This is a genomic window from Microcoleus sp. D2_18a_B4 (genome assembly GCF_036702475.1).
Classification (GTDB): domain Bacteria; phylum Cyanobacteriota; class Cyanobacteriia; order Cyanobacteriales; family Microcoleaceae; genus Microcoleus.
In genome coordinates this window covers 14,106-34,143 of record NZ_JAUBTL010000068.1, presented here as the reverse complement: position 1 = coordinate 34,143, position 20,038 = coordinate 14,106, and the positions used below count along the sequence as shown (strand labels likewise).

The following is a 20,038-nucleotide window of genomic DNA, read 5'->3' as shown; positions in this document are numbered from 1 at the left end:
GCGTCCCGCCCGTCCAAAAAGGACGGGCGGGACGCCCATCCCACAATAACAATTAAAATTGTAAGTTATTTAATTCGTGATCCTTATCAAATCCGGTCGATCGATCGGAGATGATATGATACCGATACAATGGGTTTTAATTTATTTTTTGCTGCAGAGGAATCTCGATCGCAAATTCGGAACCTTCTCCCAATACAGAAATGCAAGAAAGCTTGCCGCCGTGTTTTTCTACTACTATAGAGTGCGAAATCGCCAATCCTAAGCCAGTTCCTTTGCCAATGGGTTTAGTAGTGAAAAACGGGTCAAACAAGCGCTTTTTCACATCTTCGCTCATCCCAGGGCCGCTGTCAGCTATCCATATGGCAACGCTGTTATTGTCGGTTACTTGGGTGCGAATCCTAATTGCGAGATTTTTGGCGGTGCGATCGGATTTCTTCATCTCCATTTCCAATGCGTCTAGCGCATTGCTCAACAAATTCATAAATACTTGATTTAACTGACCGGGATAACATTCAACTAAAGGTAAATTACCGTATTCTTTAATGACATTAATTGTCGGGTGATCGGCTTTATGTTTCAGGCGGTTTTGCAAAATCAGCAGCGTGCTTTCAATGCCTTCGTGAATGTCAACTTGTTTCTTTTCGGCTTCGTCAAGTCTTGAAAAAGTTCGCAGGCTCAAAACTATGTCGCGGATGCGATCGGCTCCTAATTTCATAGATGCTAAAATTTTCGGTAAATCTTCAATAAGATAATCAATTTCAAAGTCTTCTCTTGCCTCTACAATTCTGGCGCTCGGCTGCGGGTATTCCTTCTGGTAAAGTTGCAGCATTTTTAGCAAGTTTTGAGTGTATTCACTGGTGTAGCTGAGATTCCCATAGATAAAATTAACCGGGTTGTTAATTTCGTGGGCTACGCCTGCTACTAACTGGCCCAAACTCGACATTTTTTCACTTTGAATTAATTGAGTTTGGGTGCGTTGGAGTTCGTGCAAAGTTTGTTCTAGCTGTTGAGTTTGAGCTTGAGCTAATCGCGCCGCTGTGCGCGTTTGGGTGTAAAGTTCGGCGTGGTCGATCGCGATCGCAATTTGAGCGACCACCGCTTGCATCAGTTCGACTTCAGAGTCGCTCCAATTTCGCATGGACATAGCCTGATAGCAGGTAATCACCCCAATATCGCCGGCAGCAGTATGAATTGGCAGCGACAGCACCGAGTTAAAATTTGAAGCCTGGAAAAGTTCGCGCAATTCTACATCTTCAAAAGTGCTGACATCATCAATTCGCAGAATTTCTCGCCGCAAAATCTGTCGCACTGCGAGACTAGATTTGTCGTCTATAAGATAAGTGCCGAGTAGACTCGGCAAATCTGCATTCTTCGCTTCGTAAGTTACGTCCCAAAGCGGAGGATTGGTGTTGGGGCGATACCAAGTGAAGATGCACCAATCTAGGTGCATGAGATTGCGAATTTCTTGAACTGCTGTTGCTAAAATTGTGTCTAAATCTAAAGAAGTGCGGATTTGGTTGGCAATTTGATTGAGCAGTAATTCTCGCTGAGCTTGTTGTCTGAGCGCTTGTTCCGATCGCACTAAAGTTTCTTCTGCAAGTTTGCGATCCGTTAAATCTTGGATAACTGCTTGGATCATTTTTTCATTTCCAACCTCGATGATTGTCAGCACGACTTCTGCGGGAAAATCAGTACCGTCTAAGCGCTGGTGAACCCAATCAAAACGGTGCTTTCCCCGCTCAAAGGCGATGGCTATCATTTCGTGGGCCAAGCTCAAAGAATCTCTGCCGTTGGGTTGGAAAGGAGGCGACAGTTTGCCTGGGTTTTTGCCGTACAACTGTTGCGGGGTAGTGCAGCCGAATAGTTTTAGGGTGGCTGTGTTGGCATCGGTGATGGCATTGTCACATAACATAAAAACAGGCAAACTGGTTAATTCGTAGAGCGATCGAAATTTGGCTTCCGACTGCTGCAATGCGGCTTCTGTTTGCTTGCGATCGGTAATGTCGGCAACCATTGCCAAAGCCCCCACATAGCGTCCCTGTTTGTCTGCCAAGGAATTAGTAGAAAGCATCGCCCACAAGTCCCTGCCGTCTCGGCGACGGAACTTAAAATCGAGCTGTTCGCGAATTTGTTCACGGCGGCGTTTGAGACTGCTTTGTGCGATCGCCATGCCTTCTGCATCCATGAAAGCAAATAGCGACTGTCCGATCATTTCCTCTGCGCGACAGCCGAGCATATCGGCCATTTTTTTGTTGACAAAAGTAGTTTTACCATCCGTATCTATGATCCAAATTCCTTCGTCTGCTGTCTCGACAATGCACCTGTATTTGTCCTCGCTTTCCCTAAGCGCTTCTTCTGCTAATTGGCGAGCCGTAATGTTTTGAGTCATTAGCAATCCGCCGATAATTTCTTGCCGTTCGTTTCTGACTGGCAAAGTATAACCGAGGTAGATGCGATCGCTGTAAATAAATTCTGTAACAACTGTTTCTCCTGCCAGTGCCGCCAGATAATTTGGCTCGACAGCAGCGCAAAAATCTGGCTCGAATACTTCCCAGATTGTCTTGCCTTCCATCAATTCTTTGGAAAGCCCCACGGCGGCTAATTCTGTACCTTCTACCAGCGTGTAGCGCATTTCTCGATCGAACAACATCACCGCACCGTTAGGAAAGTTGCTTGCCATAGTACGGTAAAGCTGTTCGCTTTTTTGCAGCGCAGCTTCTGCTTGTTTGCGATCGCTAATGTCAATTACAACTGCACCGATGCCGATCGCCTCCCCATCTTTTTCGAGCAGGGGAAAATAAGAGCCTGTCAGGTGTCGGACAAACCCAGGCTTTCTGGGATTGTCACCACTCATCTCCATGTTAATTAAGGGTTGTTTCGTCCTCAAAATTTGTTCGTACAAAGGCTCTATTATTGGAGCGATATTCGGCAATATTTCGCGTACAGTCTTGCCGATGTGTTCTGCTGGACTCAGGCAATTTATTTCTGCTAGAAATTGATTAATTTGCACGTACCGCAGTTGGGAGTCCAAAATGCAAAGTCCCGCCGGCGCTTCCTTCAAAAAGGCATCAAATAGTGCTTGTCTCTGTGCTAATTCTTGTTCTAAAGCTTTGCAAATGCTGAGATCTGTTAAAGAGCCAATCATCCCCACAACTTCTCCCGTTTTGTCTTTCAATAGCGACAGCATCAGGTGCGAGGAAAAATCTTCTCCCGATTTACGGCGTGTTATAACTTCTATTTCATGCTCGCCTTTTTCTTGTAGCGGTTTGATGACTTGCTCTAACAAAAATTCGTGCTGTTCAGGCGGGTAAATTAAAGAAACGTGCTGTCCGATCGCCTCAGTTTCTTCATAGCCGTATAACTTTTGGCAGGCTTGATTCCAAAGGGTAATCGAGCCGTCCATATCTGTAGAAATCACCGCTTCGTGAATTTGGTCGATAATTTGACTTTGGAGACGCAATTTGTCTTGAGTTTGTTCCAGTTCGGCGATTTTTTCTTCGAGTAGCTTCTGAGTTTTTGCCAGTTCGGCAGTCTGCTTTGCCAGCAATTTTTCTAGATGTGAATTGCTGTGCGGCGGCGCTGATTCCAGCGGCTCGCTATTTTGATCCCGATTATTAAAGATTTCTTCAACACTTAGCCAAATCGCGCACTGTCCCTCTGTTTCAATTGCCCGCTCGGAAACTCGCACGGGTACGAGATGCTGGTTTTTATGTTTGTATGCTGCTTCGCACAGGTGCGTGTGGCTATTTTTTGCTTGACATTCTAGATATTTTTCTGGGCCCGCGCACTGTGTTTGCTGAATTTCCCAATAGTTGAGGTGGAGAGTTTCTGCAACTGTGCGGCCGATAATACTTGCAAAAGCTGGATTTACGTCGATAAAAGTCCCGTCCGTCCGGCACAATGCCAGCCCGATCGGGCACAGTTCTAACAATGGGCGGTTGCAGCGAGCGCGCTTGGCTTTTCCTAACTGGCTGTGCATTTGACGTAACTGGACTTGGGTTATTCAATTATATCTTTATTATCTTGTTTATTGTTATGAGTTTTATCCTTGATTAAGGAAGAGAGAAGAAGAAAGTTCGGCAACGAGCCGTCTACGGGATTTAACAAATGTAACGAATTGATGCTGAGGTTCGAGGGAAGAAGGAAGAGGTTGGAGGATCGAGGTTCGAGGCAAGTTCGGCAACGCTCGCGCGATCGGGATTTAACGGATGGATGTTGAGGAAAAAGACAGGATGGGGAAACAAAAATGAGTAATAATCAACGGGGAGGAGGAAAGAGGGAATGAGAAGAAACCCGAAAAATCACAAAAGAAGAAGTACAAAACTGGTACAAACACCATTAATTTATAGATGGTATCTTCCCTCCAACCTTCTTCCTTCTTCCTTCTTCCTTCTTCCCTCCAACCTTCTTCCTTCTATCCTTTACATCCGTTACATCCGTTACATCCGTTACACAATCCGTTGCCGAACTTCCTTCTCCCTTCTATTAATCGCGGGCAATACCTTCGGATCGGGCAGCCAACTGCACTGCACCGGCGACAGCAATGGCAACTCTTTCGTCAAAAACAGACGGTATAATGTGTTCTTTGTCAAGCTGAGAAGGACTGACTAAAGAGGCGATCGCGTATGCTGCTTCCAAATACATACTGGGCGTAATCGTGGTCGCTTTGCAGTCCAAAGCACCTCGAAATATCCCCGGAAATGCCAAAACATTGTTAATTTGATTCGGGTAATCGCTGCGTCCGGTTGCTATGATCGCCGCATCTTCCATAATTAATTCGGGCTGAATTTCGGGAATGGGATTTGCCATTGCAAAAACAATGGGATTCTCGGCCATCGAACGCACCATCGAACGGGTGACTACGCCGGGGGCGCTGACGCCTAAAAATACATCGGCACCGGCGATCGCATCTTCCAAAGTACCGCTCGAAGCCACGGCAAATTCTAGTTTTTCTGGGTTCATATCCGTGCGGTCTTGGGAGAGAACGCCTTTGGAGTCGCACATGATGATGTTTTGGGCACCTGCTTTACGCAACAACCGGGCGATCGCGACTCCGGCCGCACCGGCTCCGTTAATCACGATACACACTTCTGCGATGGTTTTTTTGACGATTTTCAAGGCATTAATTAATGCTGCCAAACTAACAATCGCAGTGCCGTGCTGGTCGTCGTGAAAAATCGGAATATCTAAGGTTTCCCGCAATCTTGCTTCGATTTCAAAGCAGCGGGGAGAAGAAATATCTTCGAGGTTAACGCCGCCAAAAACCGGGGCGATATTCTGCACTGTGCGAATAATTTCCTCAGTATCTTGGGTATTCAAACAGATAGGAAAGGCGTCAATACCTGCAAATTCTTTAAATAGCATGGCTTTGCCTTCCATGACTGGCAGTGCGGCGGCAGGGCCGAGGTTTCCCAGTCCCAAAACTGCGCTACCGTCGGTAACAATGGCAACAGTATTTTGTTTGATTGTCAGGTTATAAACTTGTTGGGGGTCATTGGCGATCGCCGTGCAGATGCGGCCGACTCCAGGGGTGTATGCCATTGCCAAATCTGACTGGCGTTTGAGGGAAATTTTGCTAACTACGCTGATTTTTCCGCCGCGGTGCAAGTTGAAAGTGCGATCGTACACGTCGATCACTCTGATATCCGCCAGCGCTTTCACTGCTTGCACTATTTCTTCATTGTGTTCGAGGCTGGAGGCATCGACGGTGATATCGCGAACGGTAGTGGCGCGGGTTTGCTCGATCAAGTCGATTTGGCCGAAGTTGCCGCCGACAGATGCGATCGCGCTGGTGACTCTTGCCAGCATTCCCGGCTGGTTCGGCAGAGCAACCCGAATTGTTAAACTAAAGCTGGGATTTGGTGTCAGTTTTACCATGATGTCTTGATTTCAGATTTGAGAATTTCAATCTTAGATTTTATCGCCAATGTTAGGCATAAAATTTAATAATTTAAATTTTCAACTGAAATTTTTAACAAATTCTATGAGCCTGTGGTGCGATCGCTCTGCACTGCCAGGGGTGTCGCTGAAAAATTGCTCTTTTTTTGAGTAAAGCTTTGCTCTGTTTCTAGCTGGTGACTCTCCCACAAACAGCCTCTTTTCTGTCAATTTCTCAGCGAACCACGAATATGAAGCGCGGGGGTAGAAACCGGGTTTCTGAGGTCAATCGATTTTAGATTTTAGATTTTAGATTTTAGATTTTAGAATTGAAGCATTGACCCCACGGATAAATTCGGGGGCTTGTATCCTGAATGCTTTCGGTCAAGCTGCGGAACTCTTATCTATTTTTGAGAATATTTCTGCTTATTCTGAACATCAGCAGATATTTCGCAAAAATCTATTTTGCAGCGATACCGCCTAATTCCTGCTGCTGTCTTTTGAAGCGAGACACCCAGGAGAGTTGATGCGGCTTTTTGGTGGCCTTTATTGGGAATGTAAAAAGTAGATGCACGGCTGTTTGAGCCGGCAGGTAAAAATCTGAGCGACTGACAAGCGGGCCTTTGATATATATTTTGTCTGGTTTAACAGTGGCCAAGGATTGCGAGTGCAACCTTGCAAACGCTCTAATTACCTGCACGCTTTGCCCGATAATTCCAGGGAGTGTAACTAACAGACAATCTACCCCGCGCCGACACAGCCACAGGTTCAACCGAACCGTGTTGAGTTGCTGGTTGCTAACTGTCAATTTTACCGATCGGCCGCAGCATCGGCCCATATAATTGTAAAGAATTTACAAGCCAGACAATCTGGGGGAACTTTTTCTAAGTCTTGCAGATCAACCGGTTGCTCTGCTTCGCTGCCGGCGGGAAGTATGCACAGGGCAACCTGTCCGACTCCTGCCATGAGTTCGGCAACTCGCTCCAAAATACTGTCCATTTTGTCAATTAGTTGCTCTGCTGCATCCAGACTCGGCGCGATGATGAAAAAGGTTTTGACTCCATCGGGACAGGGAGCGAAGCCAAGGGTACACTCTCGTAATAGTGCTTGGGTGGAGAGACTGAAACCGTCGTAGAAGCGAGCGATTACTGCTTGATAAAAGACGTGGGTCAGAGAGCGATCGCCAAAAATTGGTTGAGATAACATAACTACTTCCTTTCGTAGGATTTTTGGGAGCATTGAAAAAATTTTAACATACCTTAATGTAAGCGATTTAACAAAATGATCTAGCGATCGAGATCAGTGGCTAGATGTGATAATTTTAAATTTGTGTAGCGATCGCAACTGTGATAAAATGTACTCTGTGCTATCACGGCCAATGATTTTGATCGCATCAGCAGCTCAAAGGTAAGTACAAAATTTCCTACTAGGTGAGGAGAGGGGGATAGGCCCAGAGGAAGAGAACCAGAGGGAAATTACCTAAGTAGTGAGAGTATTATTGCCACAAAGTGCTTAATCTAGAGTTTAAAATAAACATCCAATCAAAATATTCAAGATGAACTCGATCGCCCAACAGTTAAAAGCAAAATTTGAAAAAGCATTCACCGCTGCATTCGGCGAAAGTTATGCAGGTGCAGATCCGATGCTAGCCGCCGCCAGCAATCCCAACTTTGGGGACTTTCAGTGCAACGCGGCGATGAGTTTGGGGAAAAAGTTAGGAAAGCCGCCACGGGCGATCGCCTCGACAATCATCGAAAACCTAGATATTACTGACATCTGCGAAACCCCAGAAATCGCCGGGCCTGGTTTTATCAATTTGAAGCTGAAACCGGCTTATTTGGAAGCGCAAATTAGTGCGATCGCGGGCGACTCGCGTTTGGGGATTGAACCGGCGAAAACGCCTCAGACAATCGCGATCGACTTTTCGAGTCCGAATATAGCCAAAGAAATGCACGTCGGACACTTGCGATCGACAATCATCGGAGATGCGATCGCCCGCATCCTCGAATTTCAAGGCCACGACGTACTCAGAATCAACCACATCGGCGACTGGGGTACGCAATTCGGAATGCTGATCGCATATTTGCGCGAAGTTCACCCTGAAGCGCTCACAACCGCTGACGCCCTAGATTTAGGCGATTTAGTCGCATTTTACCGCCAAGCAAAACAGCGCTTCGACGCAGACGAAACCTTCAAAGAAACCGCCCGCCAAGAAGTAGTAAAACTGCAAGCAGGCGCCGAAGACACCCGCCGCGCTTGGAAATTGCTGTGCGATCAATCGCGCCGTGAATTTCAAGTAATCTATGACTTGCTCGATATCAAATTAACCGAACGCGGCGAATCGTTTTACAATCCATTATTGCCCGCTGTAGTCGAAGATTTAACCAATCTAGGTTTGCTAGTAGAAAGTGACGGCGCGAAATGCGTTTTTGTAGACGGTTTCACCAATAAAGAAGGCGAACCACTGCCGCTAATCGTCCAAAAAACCGACGGTGGCTACAATTACGCCACAACAGATTTAGCAGCAGTGCGCTACCGCATCCAAAAAGACAATGCAAAGCGCTTAATTTATGTCACCGATTCGGGACAAGCAAACCATTTTGCCCAAGTATTTGCAGTTGCGAGAAAAGCCGGTTGGATTCCTGATGATGTCGAAATTGTCCACATTCCCTTCGGTTTGGTATTGGGAGAAGACGGCAAAAAACTCAAAACTCGTTCTGGGGAAACGGTGCGGTTGCAGGATTTGTTAGATGAGGCGATCGTCCGCGCCACCAAAGATTTGGAAGAGAGATTGGAAGATGAGAAAAGACACGAAACTGAAGAGTTTATAGCTAACGTAGGTCGAGTAATTGGTTTGAGTGCGGTTAAGTATGCCGATTTAAGTCAAAACCGGGCGAGCAATTACACTTTTAGTTACGATAAGATGCTGGATTTGAAAGGAAATACAGCACCTTATATGCTCTATGTTTGCGCGCGCGTGCACGGAATTAGCCGCAAAGGTGAGATTGATTTCGAGAATTTAGATGCTAGTGCGAAAGTAATTTTGCAGTCGGATGCGGAGTTAGTTTTAGCCAAGCATTTATTGCAATTTAGTGAAGTGATAAATGCTGTTGAGGGCGATTTGTTGCCGAATCGGATTTGTCAGTATTTGTTTGAATTGAGTCAAAAATACAATCAATTTTACGAACAGTGTCAGGTGTTGAAATCTGAGGAACCGTTGCGGACTTCGCGGTTAATTTTGTGCGATTTGACGGCGAGGACTTTGAAATTAGGTTTGGAGTTGTTGGGGATTAAAGTATTGGAAAGAATGTAAGCGGTAAGGTGTGCGGGGCGGGCACCCTACATTATTTAGTTGCGGTGCTCCGTGCGCTACATTATTTAGTTGCGGTGCGCCGAAGCGCACCCTACATTATTTAATTCGCTCGCCCATTTCTCCAATTAAGTTTAGCGCATTATTTCCAACTTTCTAAGATGTCTTGAAACATCTTTTTAGCCATCGGGCGATCGTTGCGATCTCTCACAAAAATTTCCAAGTTGCGCGCGGATTTTAGTTAAGTTTAATATTTTTTTAACACAACTATTGCATCGGTAACAAACTTATAGTAAATTTACAATTTATCGGGGAATGCACAGCCATTACCTATTAATGCCTCCTCGATAAAAATTAAAAACATGAACGAAACAAAAGTTTTCGGAATGCCCGCAGAAAAAGGCCGCTGGTTGTTCGTTCCGCTGGGAATCACGGTCTTGCTTTGTCTGGGTACAGTTTATTCTTGGAGTATCTTTAGAAAGCCGCTAGAAAAGCAGCTCAATATCGGTGCAACGGATAGTTTATTGCCGTTTACCGTATTGTTAGTAGTTTTTGCCGTACTGATGCCAATTACCGGCTTTTTTATCGATCGATACGGTTCTCGAACCGTGACCGCAGTCGGCGGCGTCGTGACGGGAATCGGCTATATTTTATCGGCATTTGCACCTAATATTACTGTCCTGGTACTCACCTATGGAGTTATCGCCGGTGCCGGGGTGGGAATTGCTTACGGCGTACCGCTAGCAGTAGCAGCCAAGTGGTTTCCCGATAAAAAAGGATTGGCAGTTGGGCTAACAGTAATTGGGTTTGGTTTGTCGCCTTTAATTACCGCACCGATTGCCAAATATTTAATCGATACCTATCAAATAGCGCAAACGTTTCTGATTTTAGGCATCGCTTTTACCGTCATTATTTTGGCAATTTCGACCGCTTTGAAAATGCCGCCAACTGGATGGACGCCTGCGGGATTTGCGGCCGCCCGATCGGGAACAGCGGTAAATAGCCAGATCGCACCCATGATGAAATCTCCCGCATTTTACGGGCTGTGGGTGTGCTACACCATTGGCACGCTGGTGGGATTGGGCGCGATCGGAATTTCTTCTTCCGTGGCGCAGGAAATTATTAAATTAGACGCGGGAACGGCTGCGGCAACGGTTTCTCTGTTTGCCATATTTAACGGTATGGGGCGTCCGATGTTTGGTTGGATAACCGATCGATTTAAGCCAAAATATGCCGCAATCGCCAACTACATTCTCATCTTAATCGCATCAATTATGATGACTCAGGCGGGCGTTGGACAAGTCGCAACTTATATCATTGCGTTTTGTTTGTTCTGGCTGTCGTTAGGAGGATGGCTGGCGATCGCGCCCACGGCAACTTTAACTTTATTCGACCCCGCAGACTACGCGAAAAACTACGGCATTGTGTATACAGCCTACGGAGTTGGAGCGTTTTTCGGTACAATTGCTGCGGGGAAAATTCGCGATACTTTTGGCAGCTATACCAACGCTTTTTACATTACGGCAATTCTTGCGGTTGTTGGCATCATCACCGCCGTGTTTGCGCTGAAGGGATCGGTTAAAATTGCAGCCGAAGCCGATGTTTCTTAATCGGGACTTGTGCACCCCCGATCGAAGAAACCGGGTTTTTTAGGAAAAGATGGGATTTGAGCCGTGAATATCGGTGAACAACCCGGTTTCTCGGCTTTTCCAATTTTCTAAGATATCTTTAAACATCTTTACAGCAATTTGGCGATCGTTATCTCTCACAAATATATCGTAATTGGGGCTTGAGTTAATTTCAATCAACCAATATGCTCCTTTTGTATCTAGCGCGATGTCAAGCCCCGCATAATTAATCGCAATTTCTGCAAAAACAGGTTTAACAAAATCTTCAATCTCAGACATGAGATTGGGGTTAATTATATGTTTTGCTTTTGCACCTTCCCAGTGCAGCGGGCTTAAATTGCCCGCAAATTCAGCCTGAGATTTGTCTTTCTCGTACAGCAAAACTAGCTTTTCTTTGCAGAATACAGCCCGATATTCGTGGGCAATTTCGATATATTCTTGAGCTAGCGCCACATGGTCATAATCTTTGCTGTTGACGTTAAATATAATTTCTAGGGCTTCTTTAATTTGCTCTGTAGTTTTACATAAAAAAACATTGTTGCCACCAGCACCGCGATTTCTTTTGAGAATCACCGGGAAAGCGAATTTTTTGTTTACTTCTAAAACTATTGATTCAATATCTGGGAAACTCAAATACTTTTTATACTTCTCCTCGCAGTGAGGCGAGACAAAACCGAGAGTTCTGGGAGTATTTATTTTGCCGTTTAATAGTTGATAGGTATATTCTTTGTCTTTAAAAATCTCTGCAACTGACGCGCTGTTAAATGCCGTCATGTAATTGACAAAATAATATTCTTCGCCGCCCTGTTTGAGTCTAATCAAGTTTTGGGAAGGATGCAGGATTTCGTAAGGGATATTTAATTCCTCACAAGCTGCCAGCAGGATTTCAATATTGGTTAGCATAAAATGTAATTTAACTTGTGACTTTTAATTTTTTCTGTACGCTCAGTCAATATCTCGCCAGTGACGAGCATCCACAAATCGCGACAAATGCCCCACATTTGTTGTAGCAATAACAACCCTTTCTCCACTTTCACTAACCAGCAAAGCTTGAGCAGCTAAAATCACATCTCCATCAAGTTCTTTGGGATCTGCTGTTGGCATTCCTGCCTGACGCGATGTTGCCCACAACTCAGCCGCTTTGAGAATTACTGGCGTTGTTATCGGCAAGTATTCCAGCCAGCGAGATTTACATTCGTTAAGGCGTTTGATACCTGCCAACTTATTTGCCCGCAATAACTCGCGCCGCACTTCATAATCTGCTATTTCAGGTAAAATCATCCTGTAGCCTTTAAATAGCAAAGATTCTACCCAAAGTTGGCACTCTACAGTCACAGGCGGCCCCTTGGGATTTGTTAATATTCCCAGAGGCCCCGAATCCAATAAAACTATCATTTTTGTTGCACAAATAACGGTCGGTTCGACGAAAGCCTGTCTTCGTCTAATACTTTTTGCAAATATTCAAATGTCTCTGTTTGTTCCTCGGCGTCTCCTTCTTCTCGCCACTTTTGCAACCACTCTATTGCTGCTAAATTCCTCTGCATTTGTTCTTCCTTCGTCCTTTGCGGAACTAGGGGCAAGGTATTGCTATTGAAAGGATTTATCCATTGGCTTAACCGCATATCGATCGCTTCCGCAATTATCGCTTTCAATTCTCCAACGGTCAAGTCTGATACTCGTTTGGTTTCGAGAATTATCGCTTGCAGTTCTTCAACGGTCAGGTCTGCTACTCGTTTTGTTTCCATTTTGCAACCTCATTCTTTCAAAGTTATCTGAAAAAGTTGGGATTCGAGAATCTCTCTCAAATCTCACATTCAATCAAATTCTATCCAAACAACCGCTGTTGCCCGTTTGCAGCATCTTTCCCGGCATAAATCTCGCGCGTTCCCTTGGGAATGTAAATCCAATCGAATTCTTGCAAGCGGTTTGTTAAATTGGAAATGCTCACTCCCAATTCATCTCTCATTTTGTATAAATGCGACCACTTAGTTAAATCGCGTCCCTGTCTTTTTTCCTCCAAAATACACCGAGGCATCAACAAACAGCTTGCAAAATATTGCGCTTGCCATTCGATCGACAAAACCTTATTATCAGCACTCGCACCCCGACAAACAAACGGTTCCTCGACATCAGACGCCGTTTTTTCTTGATTGCCTAAGTTTAATTCCAACTGTTCCACAGTGCCGTCTGCTTCGTCTTGATTGACGTGTAGCACCCAGTGGCCGATTTCGTGGGCGATCGTCGATTCGATGAAGCCTGGGGGTTTTTCGAGAATCTGTTCGTTGATTTCGATTAACCGCTGCTGCGGCAAAATCCTCGCCGCGATCGCACCTTCTTCATCCGGCTCAATGCACTCCCAAACTACGCCCAAATCCAGAAAATCAGCAACCGTTGTCGCATCAAAAGGCCATCTCGGAGCAAAATTTTGCGTTTTCTGCATCTGCATCAAGATGTCATTTGCCAAACGCTCGATCGTTTCTTTGGGATAGAAGCAATACGGCTTAAAAATACTCACTATGAGGGGCCTCTCTTACGCTTCAAAAGACTGTTTGAGCCAATCAGGATTTTCTTGCATCCGGCGGAAAAGAGCCTGCATTTCCTTCGGATTCTGCTTCAGCAGCGCTTCGTACTGCTGCGGCAGCCTCCCCGCCAAGAAAATCAATTCCTCTTCGTTTATGTCTAGATTCCGCGCTAATGCTCGGATTACCTCCTCTTTTGGCGCATAATCCGCTCGATCGTTCTCCAACTTCGACAAATAAGTAAAGTCCACACTTAGCATAGCTGCTAGCTCACGTTGTGAGTAAGCTTTGTCCTTGCGAGCTTGACGGATCAGTCTTCCAAATGTTTGTTCCACGGTTTTTCGCCTCCTGACAAGCATTCTAGCCTGTTTTGATGAAAAGTTCAACAAAATACTTGACGGGAAAATCAACCCGCGCTACCATGAGGTTAGTTGACGGTTTAATCAACCACTAAACCCGGGCTGGTAGAGTTAACGGTGCAAATTAGCCTAGCTCACACGCTACATATAGCGTCGTCAACTTCAGAGGAGTGAGAAGCGCTGGGCGTCAAAACGCTTGTACGCAGCAAATAAGGAGGAGCAGATCGCAAATGCTGAGAACCTGGACAGACACGCATTACAAGCTCGAAGACGATGACTGGCTATACATCGCCACCCACGAAGAACAAAGCTCAGCCTCACTGGTTTGTCCCGGCTACGCGCGGGATGGCGAAGGCTTCAGCATCCACTTCACCCCAGCGCACCTAGAAACGTTAGAGCATTTGCTCGTCGCGCTGCGGATTATTAAAGCTCAACAAGAGGCGATGGTTGAGTATACCTATCCCGAACCAAAAGCGACAACACATCTCATTAGGTAATCGAAGGAAGAAGGAAGAAGGAAGAAGGAAGAAGGAAGAGGGAAGAAAAATAATTCGATTGTTGTGAGTTCTCAATTCCCAATTACCGATTCCTAATTGTCAGAACATAAATCAATAACTAAGGAAAAAGCAACAATGACTAAAACACAAGAAAGACCGACATTTTCAGTATTTGGTGCCAAACCCAGCAATGCTTTGCTAGTACCGGAAATCCCGATCGCCGTCCGAAACAACTGTCAGATTGGCCAATGGGCGATCGGCGATACAGACTACGGTTCCAAGTGTTCCATGACAATCCTCAAATTTTCCAAATTCTTCGGCAGTTTAGGTCAAACTTCCCACACATTGTGGGGTCAACTGTGGTTTGTCGCAGAAAGTGGCGAATTGCCACAAGGAGTAGTCATGGTGACATACATCAAAAACCGCAGTTTGAACGATTTTAACGGGTTAGTTGCCTCAGTTCAATCTCGCGGAGTAGAGCCTGCTACAGGTATTTTTATTCCCGAATTTACCCAGCATTCCGGTGAAAAACCCGACGACAGCGGATTCGTTAAACCAATCAATTATTACAGTTTAAAATGGTCGTGGATGGAGCGTAGCAACTGGGCAATTATCGACCAAGCAGCAGCTATTTTGTCCGATATGAGCAATCAATCTCGGATGATCGATTTAGAAGGAACGCGGCAAATGGTGTGTTTGGATAATCTCCCTCCCCAGGAAGTTGCGCGCTTGATGGCTGCTCACGCTAGCGGTGAAAGCGATGCTATTGCTTTGAATTCTAACAGCGCTATGTCGTTGTCGCCAGCCGAAGAGCAATTAACTGCTGACTTGTTCTAATTTTGTTGTAAAGGCGCGATTAAATCGCGCCTTTGCCATAACTGTTACAACAGAGTGAAATGAAGAAATTAACCAAGCTGAAAACCAAACCAAACCTGCAAGAAAGCCGTTTGAGAGAGAATCTTGAGCTGCTAGACCAAATTCGGACAGATGCAGTTAATGACATCGAAAGTCTCACCCAAGACTTCCAGCACATGACTTTAGTTACCGAATCAGTCCAGCGGAATTACCGAGCTTTGTTAGCCGAAAATCAATTGCTAAAAGGCGCACTTTTGAGTATAATTGATGAGTGCGCCTGCTGGGAAGGAAATCGGTGCGATCGCTGCTGTAAAATTCTCAAAATTCTAGCCAGCGATAATTCAGAAGAAAAACCCGACGCAGCCAGCAAGTACCGTTCCATTCTCAGCCAACTCCGCAACTTAGAATAACTGAGAAAGTCTCACTCAAAAGCCTCGAAAAGTTATAATCAGGAGAAGAAACAATTATGACAATAGCAACTGCCAAGGATAGCAAAGCCCAAATTTTGCAAAACTTTCAGCAGATTTTAGCAGACAAGAAAAAGATCGAATCCAAAGTAGAAACCAAAGAAGAGTCAGCCGAAAAAGCCAAAAACAAACAAGTCCTCGAACTCGCCTCCACCTACACAATTGACAGCATCGTCAAAGGCTTGGCAGACTTGCAATTAGATTTCGGCAGCATCACCAGCGGACTTTCCGAAAAACTGAAGGCGGAATCTTCCAAATTAGACGAATTAAAACGCGCGATCGAAATCGAAGCCCAACAATTGCAAGAATTGCAGCAAATCAGAGTTGTAGCAGACGCCCTCCACATTTTAACTCAAGAGCACCGAGAAAAATTGACCCTGCTCGAACAAAACAGCGCCAACCAGCGCGAACTCATCGAAAAAGACACCACCCAAAAACGCAAAGTTTGGGAAAAAGAACAGCAAGAGTTTGACATAGCAATTCAAGAAGAGATTGCACTAACAACAAAAGAACGCCAGCGGGAAACAGCAGATTATCACTACGAATTAGAACGCACCCGCAAAGTCGAAACTGACGAATACGAAGAAACAAAACGCAAACTAGAACGGGAATTGCAACAATCTACTCGCGAGAAAGAGAAAAATTGGGTAGAACGCGAACAAGTCCTGAGTGACAATCAAGCTGAGTTTGAAGAGAATCAAAAGAAAGCCGCTGGATTTGAAGAAGAACTGAAACAGGCTTATGTCAAAGCCAAAGAAGAAGCAATTCAAGAAGTTTCTCGCGAAGCTAAAGTTAAGGCAGATTTGGTGGAGAAAGAATGGGAAGGCACTAAGCAAGGATATGAATTGAAAGCGCAATCTTTGCAGCAGACTATTGAGCGACAAACCGAACAAATCGCCGAAATTTCCGCGCAACTGCAAGCCACGATGAAGCAAGCGCAAGATTTGGCAATGAAAGCTTTTGCCAGCAAAGCTTAAAACCCAGTAAGGTGTGCAATGCCCACCTTACGAAAAAATGACAGAATTTTTCCCAACTATTAAGGAATGAAAAGTCATGAACAAAAGAGTTAGCGACAAAAGCACCAAGGCTGAAATTTTAGAAGCGTACAAGGAAGCAGCGCAAGAAAAAGCGCAGTTGGAATCGCAAATCCAACAGCTAAACGCTTCCCAAAAGCAAACAGCAGCCCCAGAAAAACCTATTGTGGAGGCACAAAAACCAATGGCTTTAACTCAAAATCCACAAAAAATGCAGTCTACAATCGACAATTTGATTTTGCTGCAATTTGGCTTTGGTGGCGCTGTCAGTGAGTTGTCTGAGAAATTAACTTCGGAAGCTGCTAAACTCGAAGAATTGCGGCGCACCGTGGGCGATGAAATTCAACAACTGCAAGAGTTGCACAGTTTAGAAGATGTTGCAGAAGATACGCTGGACAATTTAATTCAACAGTACGAAGAAAGCGCGAAAACTTTTGCTGGCGAACTTAGTGAACAGCGCGAAACTGTTGAACAAGAATTGTTGGAACGCCGGCAAGCTTGGGAAAAAGAGCAGGAAGTGCAAAGGTTGGCTGTGAAAGAACGCCATGAGAATCATCAAAAAGCTCGCGATCGGGATGAAGAGTTGTATGATTATGAGTTGAATCTTCAGCGAAATCTGGACATCGAAGAATACCAACAGCGCCAGAAAAGGCTGTATCAAGAAATCGAAGAGTTTCAGCAAGAACAGGAGAAACAGTGGGCGGAACGCGAAAAATCTATTTCGGAACGGGAAAAACTTTATGCTGAGGTGAAAGCTAAGGTAGAAGCTTTTCCGAAAGAACTGGAAGCTAATATCAAGAACGGGAAAGATAACGGCCGCAATATTGGCAATTATCAAGCTAAAGTTAAGGCTGATTTGTCTGCTAAAGATGTCGAAGGGCAAAAGCAAAATTATGAACTGCAAATTCAAGGGATGTTGCAGACAATTCAAAATCAAGATGCGCGCCTTGCTAGCTTGTCGAAACAACTGGATTCTGCTTTGAAACAGGTTCAAGATTTGGCGGTGAAGGCGATTGAGGGTTCATCGAATTTGAGTTCTTTCCAAGCAGTGAGGGAAATTGCGATCGAGCAAGCGAAGACTCAGCAGAAAAATAAGTAATCCGTAGCGTTTTTAGGAGCTAATTAGGTTGCTTTAGATACCCGATTTCTTGAAGAAGTCGGGTATCTGGGTATGGAAGGGAGAGATTTTTGCGATCGCCCGCGAACTGTGCAAAAATATAAGTATTTAGCATTAGGACAACTGCTATGCTTGATACTAACAACTTCGATCCGCGCGAGATTCCTATATATTCTATCCCTCAAGCAGCGCAATATCTCAGGCTGCCGAAGGATAGGTTGCGATCTTGGGTTGGTGGCTGGTACTCGAAAACAAAAGCGGACAAGCGCTCCTTTGAGCCACTGATTAAGTTACCTCACCCCAACAATTTTGAACTGCTTCCCCAGTCCAAAACTACACTACTTTCTTTCATAAATTTGGTAGAGGCTCATGTCTTGATTGCCATTTTTAAGGCTACTGGCTTCTCCCGAAAACAACTTAGCACTGCACTCGACTACATCAACGATCATCTTTCGACTCCTAAATTATACGGTGGAATTGAGTTTCAAACCGAGGGAATAGCTCTTTTATTTGAGAGATTCGGACAGAAGCTTGCAGCATCCGACAGGGAACAGGAAGCAAGACAGATTCTAAAAACTTATTTCGATCGCATTGTACGAGATGAAGCTGGATTACCCCTCAAACTCTACCCTTTCACGAAGCTACCAGGTGCCGACGAACCTAAAACAGTGATGATTGACCCCAGAATCTCTTTTGGCCGCCCAGTTTTAGCGGGAACTGGCATTCCCACAGCTATGCTTGCGGAACGCTACAAAGCTGGGGATTCCATCGATGAACTTGCCGAAGACTACAATTGCGATCGGCTCCAAATTGAGGAAGGTATTCGCTGCGAACTTCCGCTAGTAGCAGCATGAATGAGATATTTTTCATAGACAGATGTTTAGGAACGAAACTGGCAGATTCACTCCGAAATGTGGGGGCTACAGTAGAAATTCACGACGATCATTTTCATCCAAAAATGAATGATGAGGATTGGCTGAGGATAGTTGGAAAGGACAATTGGGTGGTACTAACAAAGGACAAGAAAATCGCTACCCGTTCTTTGGAGTTATTAGCCGTGGCTCAAGGCAATGTCAGGCTTTTTGCATTTGTCGGAGGCGATGTTTCTGGAGTTGTATTGGCACAAGCTTTTGTAAATGCCTTAGAAAATATGCAACGATTTATTCGGGGGAATCCAGCACCTTTCATCGCTAAGGTGTACCAGTCGGGTTTGGTAAAGCCCTGCAAGAACCAAAAAGAACTTTTGAGAATGCTCCCTAAAACCAGTGAGTAAATCATCCCAAATCAATCTCCCTTAGTCCAGTTTTCAAACTGTCCACTCGCTGCGAGTCTTCCTTGAGCCTTAAACCCTATCTACAGCGTTCTAATTTTTAGTCAAAAGTTCGATCGCACTGTTCACTTATCGAAACTGTCCCCTGCTCTCCTGACCGCTTCAGTCGCACTCTCTATGCTTTAAGTTAATCAACCAAAAGATATATTTGACCTAGAGGCACTATGCAGAAACAAATCATACGCCAAAAAGATACTAATGCTTGGATACTTCAGTGCTGGGTTTCTTTTATTGTTGCCCTTTCCGCAACTACTGTAGGTATCATTTATTTACAGGTAGACCCCTGGCAGAAAGCTTTTATGGGTATGGGTTTAACTTTTTCAGTCGGCTCGTCTTTTACTTTAGCAAAAACCATTCGGGATAACAACGAGGCATCAACATTAACTGCCAGAATCGACGAAGCTAGAGTTGAGAAAATTCTCGCTGAGCACCATCCTCTCAAATAAACTTAAATTATACAGTGTATACAAAAAACAGCCCGCGCGGGCTGTTTTTGTTGTTTGAGCCACAGGTTTCAAGCTGCGGATGGGAATTGGGGATTTCAATGGCTACCTTTGAACTTGCGATCGCCCAACTTATTCTTTTGTCGCTGGCGAACACCGGCCCGAATCGTCGCATACTCCACGGGAAAGCCAACGACAGGAATCACCTGATCCTTGCGTTCTTCTTCCAGATTCTTGAGTTCGGTGTAATCAACCCAGTGAATGCAATTCACCGGACAAGTGTCGATCGCCTCAGCAATCAACTCTTCAGAATCCCCGTCTTGTCGAACTACGCGCGATCGACCGTAATCCGGTTCAATGTAAAAAGTATTGCGAGCAACGTGAGCGCAGTGCTTGCAACCAATGCAGGTAATCTCATCAACATAGACACCTTTTTGGCGCAACACGCCGCCCAATTCCGGTTCAAAACCAGAGCGATCGGGCGCATCCCGCAAAAAACCTCCCAACTCCGGCTCTAAACCAGAGCGATCAATTGCTGTATCTATTCCGAGTCCAGAAAGCTCAGACATTTAGACCCCCACAATAGTAAATAAGTCCGCGCA

Annotated in this window: 21 protein-coding genes; 11 read left to right on the top strand and 10 right to left on the bottom strand. The window is 45.1% G+C overall.

Annotated features, from left to right (window positions below):
• Window positions 1–136: 136 nt before the first annotated feature.
• Complete coding sequence (locus tag QUB04_RS27945) at window positions 137–3,979, bottom strand: PAS domain S-box protein (RefSeq protein ID WP_333289507.1); 3,843 nt, start codon at window positions 3,977–3,979, stop codon at window positions 137–139.
• A gap of 69 nt (window positions 3,980–4,048) precedes the next feature.
• On the opposite strand from QUB04_RS27945, the gene QUB04_RS27940 reads away from it, so the two are divergent.
• Complete coding sequence (locus QUB04_RS27940) at window positions 4,049–4,219, top strand: hypothetical protein (RefSeq protein ID WP_333289505.1); 171 nt, start codon at window positions 4,049–4,051, stop codon at window positions 4,217–4,219.
• A gap of 266 nt (window positions 4,220–4,485) precedes the next feature.
• Here the strand turns inward: QUB04_RS27940 and QUB04_RS27935 are convergent, their stop codons facing one another.
• The 3 genes from QUB04_RS27935 to QUB04_RS27925 form a co-directional block, all read right to left on the bottom strand.
• A complete protein-coding gene (locus tag QUB04_RS27935; RefSeq protein ID WP_333289503.1) occupies window positions 4,486–5,877 on the bottom strand; it encodes a malic enzyme-like NAD(P)-binding protein in 1,392 nt (463 codons plus the stop codon).
• Between the two features lie 460 nt (window positions 5,878–6,337).
• Window positions 6,338–6,685 carry a hypothetical protein gene (locus QUB04_RS27930; protein WP_333289501.1) on the bottom strand — a complete coding sequence of 116 codons (348 nt, stop codon included), beginning with the start codon at window positions 6,683–6,685 and terminating at the stop codon, window positions 6,338–6,340.
• Between the two features lie 2 nt (window positions 6,686–6,687).
• Window positions 6,688–7,083, bottom strand: a complete 396-nt coding sequence (locus tag QUB04_RS27925) for a hypothetical protein (RefSeq protein ID WP_333289499.1) — start codon at window positions 7,081–7,083, stop codon at window positions 6,688–6,690.
• 349 nt (window positions 7,084–7,432) lie between these two features.
• On the opposite strand from QUB04_RS27925, the gene argS reads away from it, so the two are divergent.
• Both argS and QUB04_RS27915 read left to right on the top strand, forming a co-directional pair.
• Complete coding sequence (gene argS / locus QUB04_RS27920) at window positions 7,433–9,190, top strand: arginine--tRNA ligase (RefSeq protein ID WP_333289497.1); 1,758 nt, start codon at window positions 7,433–7,435, stop codon at window positions 9,188–9,190.
• Window positions 9,191–9,549: 359 nt separating this feature from the next.
• Window positions 9,550–10,797 (top strand): L-lactate MFS transporter, encoded by a 1,248-nt coding sequence (locus QUB04_RS27915; protein ID WP_333289496.1) that lies wholly within the window; start codon window positions 9,550–9,552, stop codon window positions 10,795–10,797.
• A gap of 39 nt (window positions 10,798–10,836) precedes the next feature.
• Here the strand turns inward: QUB04_RS27915 and QUB04_RS27910 are convergent, their stop codons facing one another.
• From QUB04_RS27910 to QUB04_RS27890, 5 genes are all read right to left on the bottom strand, one after another.
• The gene (locus tag QUB04_RS27910; protein WP_333289493.1) at window positions 10,837–11,718 is read right to left on the bottom strand and encodes a YheC/YheD family protein; all 882 of its coding nucleotides are present in this window, start codon (window positions 11,716–11,718) and stop codon (window positions 10,837–10,839) included.
• A gap of 42 nt (window positions 11,719–11,760) precedes the next feature.
• Window positions 11,761–12,210 carry a nucleic acid-binding protein gene (locus QUB04_RS27905; protein ID WP_333289491.1) on the bottom strand — a complete coding sequence of 150 codons (450 nt, stop codon included), beginning with the start codon at window positions 12,208–12,210 and terminating at the stop codon, window positions 11,761–11,763.
• On the bottom strand, window positions 12,207–12,560 hold the full coding sequence (locus QUB04_RS27900) for a hypothetical protein (protein WP_332983381.1): 354 nt from the start codon (window positions 12,558–12,560) through the stop codon (window positions 12,207–12,209). Before QUB04_RS27900 ends, QUB04_RS27905 begins: the two co-directional genes overlap by 4 nt.
• An 80-nt stretch (window positions 12,561–12,640) precedes the next feature.
• Window positions 12,641–13,330, bottom strand: a complete 690-nt coding sequence (locus QUB04_RS27895) for an ImmA/IrrE family metallo-endopeptidase (RefSeq protein WP_333289489.1) — start codon at window positions 13,328–13,330, stop codon at window positions 12,641–12,643.
• A gap of 15 nt (window positions 13,331–13,345) precedes the next feature.
• On the bottom strand, window positions 13,346–13,669 hold the full coding sequence (locus QUB04_RS27890; RefSeq protein WP_006634885.1) for a helix-turn-helix domain-containing protein: 324 nt from the start codon (window positions 13,667–13,669) through the stop codon (window positions 13,346–13,348).
• Window positions 13,670–13,923: 254 nt separating this feature from the next.
• Here QUB04_RS27890 and QUB04_RS27885 point away from each other — a divergent pair, with 254 nt between their 5' ends.
• The 8 genes from QUB04_RS27885 to QUB04_RS27850 all read left to right on the top strand — a co-directional run bounded on the left by QUB04_RS27885 (window position 13,924) and on the right by QUB04_RS27850 (window position 19,439).
• Entirely contained in the window at window positions 13,924–14,190 is a 267-nt protein-coding gene (locus tag QUB04_RS27885) for a hypothetical protein (RefSeq protein WP_333289487.1), read from the top strand.
• Window positions 14,191–14,325: 135 nt separating this feature from the next.
• The gene (locus tag QUB04_RS27880; RefSeq protein WP_333289485.1) at window positions 14,326–15,027 is read left to right on the top strand and encodes a hypothetical protein; all 702 of its coding nucleotides are present in this window, start codon (window positions 14,326–14,328) and stop codon (window positions 15,025–15,027) included.
• Window positions 15,028–15,086: 59 nt separating this feature from the next.
• Window positions 15,087–15,455 (top strand): hypothetical protein, encoded by a 369-nt coding sequence (locus tag QUB04_RS27875; RefSeq protein ID WP_333289483.1) that lies wholly within the window; start codon window positions 15,087–15,089, stop codon window positions 15,453–15,455.
• A gap of 56 nt (window positions 15,456–15,511) precedes the next feature.
• A complete protein-coding gene (locus QUB04_RS27870; protein WP_333289481.1) occupies window positions 15,512–16,489 on the top strand; it encodes a hypothetical protein in 978 nt (325 codons plus the stop codon).
• 76 nt (window positions 16,490–16,565) lie between these two features.
• Window positions 16,566–17,645 (top strand): hypothetical protein, encoded by a 1,080-nt coding sequence (locus QUB04_RS27865; RefSeq protein ID WP_333289479.1) that lies wholly within the window; start codon window positions 16,566–16,568, stop codon window positions 17,643–17,645.
• A gap of 146 nt (window positions 17,646–17,791) precedes the next feature.
• Window positions 17,792–18,517: a DUF433 domain-containing protein gene (locus QUB04_RS27860; protein ID WP_333289477.1), complete on the top strand. Its 726-nt coding sequence runs from the start codon at window positions 17,792–17,794 to the stop codon at window positions 18,515–18,517.
• Entirely contained in the window at window positions 18,514–18,936 is a 423-nt protein-coding gene (locus QUB04_RS27855; RefSeq protein WP_333289475.1) for a PIN-like domain-containing protein, read from the top strand. Before QUB04_RS27860 ends, QUB04_RS27855 begins: the two co-directional genes overlap by 4 nt.
• A gap of 221 nt (window positions 18,937–19,157) precedes the next feature.
• Window positions 19,158–19,439, top strand: coding sequence for a YiaA/YiaB family inner membrane protein (locus tag QUB04_RS27850; RefSeq protein ID WP_333289473.1), 282 nt, complete (start codon window positions 19,158–19,160; stop codon window positions 19,437–19,439).
• A 95-nt stretch (window positions 19,440–19,534) separates the two neighbouring features.
• On the opposite strand, the gene QUB04_RS27845 is transcribed toward QUB04_RS27850, so the two are convergent.
• Entirely contained in the window at window positions 19,535–20,005 is a 471-nt protein-coding gene (locus QUB04_RS27845; RefSeq protein WP_333289471.1) for a ferredoxin, read from the bottom strand.
• Window positions 20,006–20,038 lie beyond the last annotated feature (33 nt).

Coding starts and splice junctions, on each gene's coding strand:
- QUB04_RS27945 (WP_333289507.1), bottom strand. CDS start 3,979: ATGCACAGCCAGTTAGGAAAAGCCAAGCGCGCTCGCTGCAACCGCCCA.
- QUB04_RS27935 (WP_333289503.1), bottom strand. CDS start 5,877: ATGGTAAAACTGACACCAAATCCCAGCTTTAGTTTAACAATTCGGGTT.
- QUB04_RS27925 (WP_333289499.1), bottom strand. CDS start 7,083: ATGTTATCTCAACCAATTTTTGGCGATCGCTCTCTGACCCACGTCTTT.
- argS (WP_333289497.1), top strand. CDS start 7,433: ATGAACTCGATCGCCCAACAGTTAAAAGCAAAATTTGAAAAAGCATTC.
- QUB04_RS27915 (WP_333289496.1), top strand. CDS start 9,550: ATGAACGAAACAAAAGTTTTCGGAATGCCCGCAGAAAAAGGCCGCTGG.
- QUB04_RS27910 (WP_333289493.1), bottom strand. CDS start 11,718: ATGCTAACCAATATTGAAATCCTGCTGGCAGCTTGTGAGGAATTAAAT.
- QUB04_RS27905 (WP_333289491.1), bottom strand. CDS start 12,210: ATGATAGTTTTATTGGATTCGGGGCCTCTGGGAATATTAACAAATCCC.
- QUB04_RS27900 (WP_332983381.1), bottom strand. CDS start 12,560: ATGGAAACAAAACGAGTAGCAGACCTGACCGTTGAAGAACTGCAAGCG.
- QUB04_RS27885 (WP_333289487.1), top strand. CDS start 13,924: ATGCTGAGAACCTGGACAGACACGCATTACAAGCTCGAAGACGATGAC.
- QUB04_RS27880 (WP_333289485.1), top strand. CDS start 14,326: ATGACTAAAACACAAGAAAGACCGACATTTTCAGTATTTGGTGCCAAA.
- QUB04_RS27875 (WP_333289483.1), top strand. CDS start 15,087: ATGAAGAAATTAACCAAGCTGAAAACCAAACCAAACCTGCAAGAAAGC.
- QUB04_RS27870 (WP_333289481.1), top strand. CDS start 15,512: ATGACAATAGCAACTGCCAAGGATAGCAAAGCCCAAATTTTGCAAAAC.
- QUB04_RS27865 (WP_333289479.1), top strand. CDS start 16,566: ATGAACAAAAGAGTTAGCGACAAAAGCACCAAGGCTGAAATTTTAGAA.
- QUB04_RS27860 (WP_333289477.1), top strand. CDS start 17,792: ATGCTTGATACTAACAACTTCGATCCGCGCGAGATTCCTATATATTCT.
- QUB04_RS27855 (WP_333289475.1), top strand. CDS start 18,514: ATGAATGAGATATTTTTCATAGACAGATGTTTAGGAACGAAACTGGCA.
- QUB04_RS27850 (WP_333289473.1), top strand. CDS start 19,158: ATGCAGAAACAAATCATACGCCAAAAAGATACTAATGCTTGGATACTT.
- QUB04_RS27845 (WP_333289471.1), bottom strand. CDS start 20,005: ATGTCTGAGCTTTCTGGACTCGGAATAGATACAGCAATTGATCGCTCT.